1 protein-coding gene is annotated in these 398 nt (G+C 67.1%); it reads left to right on the forward strand.

Going from position 1 to position 398, the window contains the following annotated elements; all coding sequences use genetic code 11:
* On the forward strand, positions 1-398 hold a 398-nt coding region (locus E0D90_RS26105; RefSeq protein WP_130800355.1), incomplete at both ends, for an acyltransferase domain-containing protein.

The raw sequence follows: 398 nt of genomic DNA on the forward strand, positions 1-398 counted from the left end.
CGGCCGTCCCCGGCACCGCCGGACCCGCCCGCCTCGCCGTCATGTTCGGTGGTCAGGGGTCGCAGCGGGTGGGGATGGGTCGGGAGTTGTATGAGCGTTTTCCGGTGTTCGCGGGGGCGTTTGATCGGGTGGTGGGGTTGTTGGGTGTGGATGTGGTGGGTGTGGGTGTTCTGGATGAGGGTGTGTTGGGTCGGACGGGGGTGGCGCAGCCTGCGTTGTTCGCGTTGGAGGTGGGGTTGTGGGAGTTGGTGCGGTCGTTCGGGGTGGAGGTTGAGGTGGTGGGGGGTCATTCGTTGGGTGAGGTGACGGCTGCGTGGGCTGCTGGGGTGTGGTCGTTGGAGGATGCGTGTGTGGTGGTGGGTGCTCGGGCGCGGTTGATGGAGGGGTTGGCTGAGGGT

The organism is Streptomyces otsuchiensis, assembly GCF_004305975.1.
Taxonomy (GTDB): Bacteria; Actinomycetota; Actinomycetes; order Streptomycetales; family Streptomycetaceae; genus Streptomyces; species Streptomyces otsuchiensis.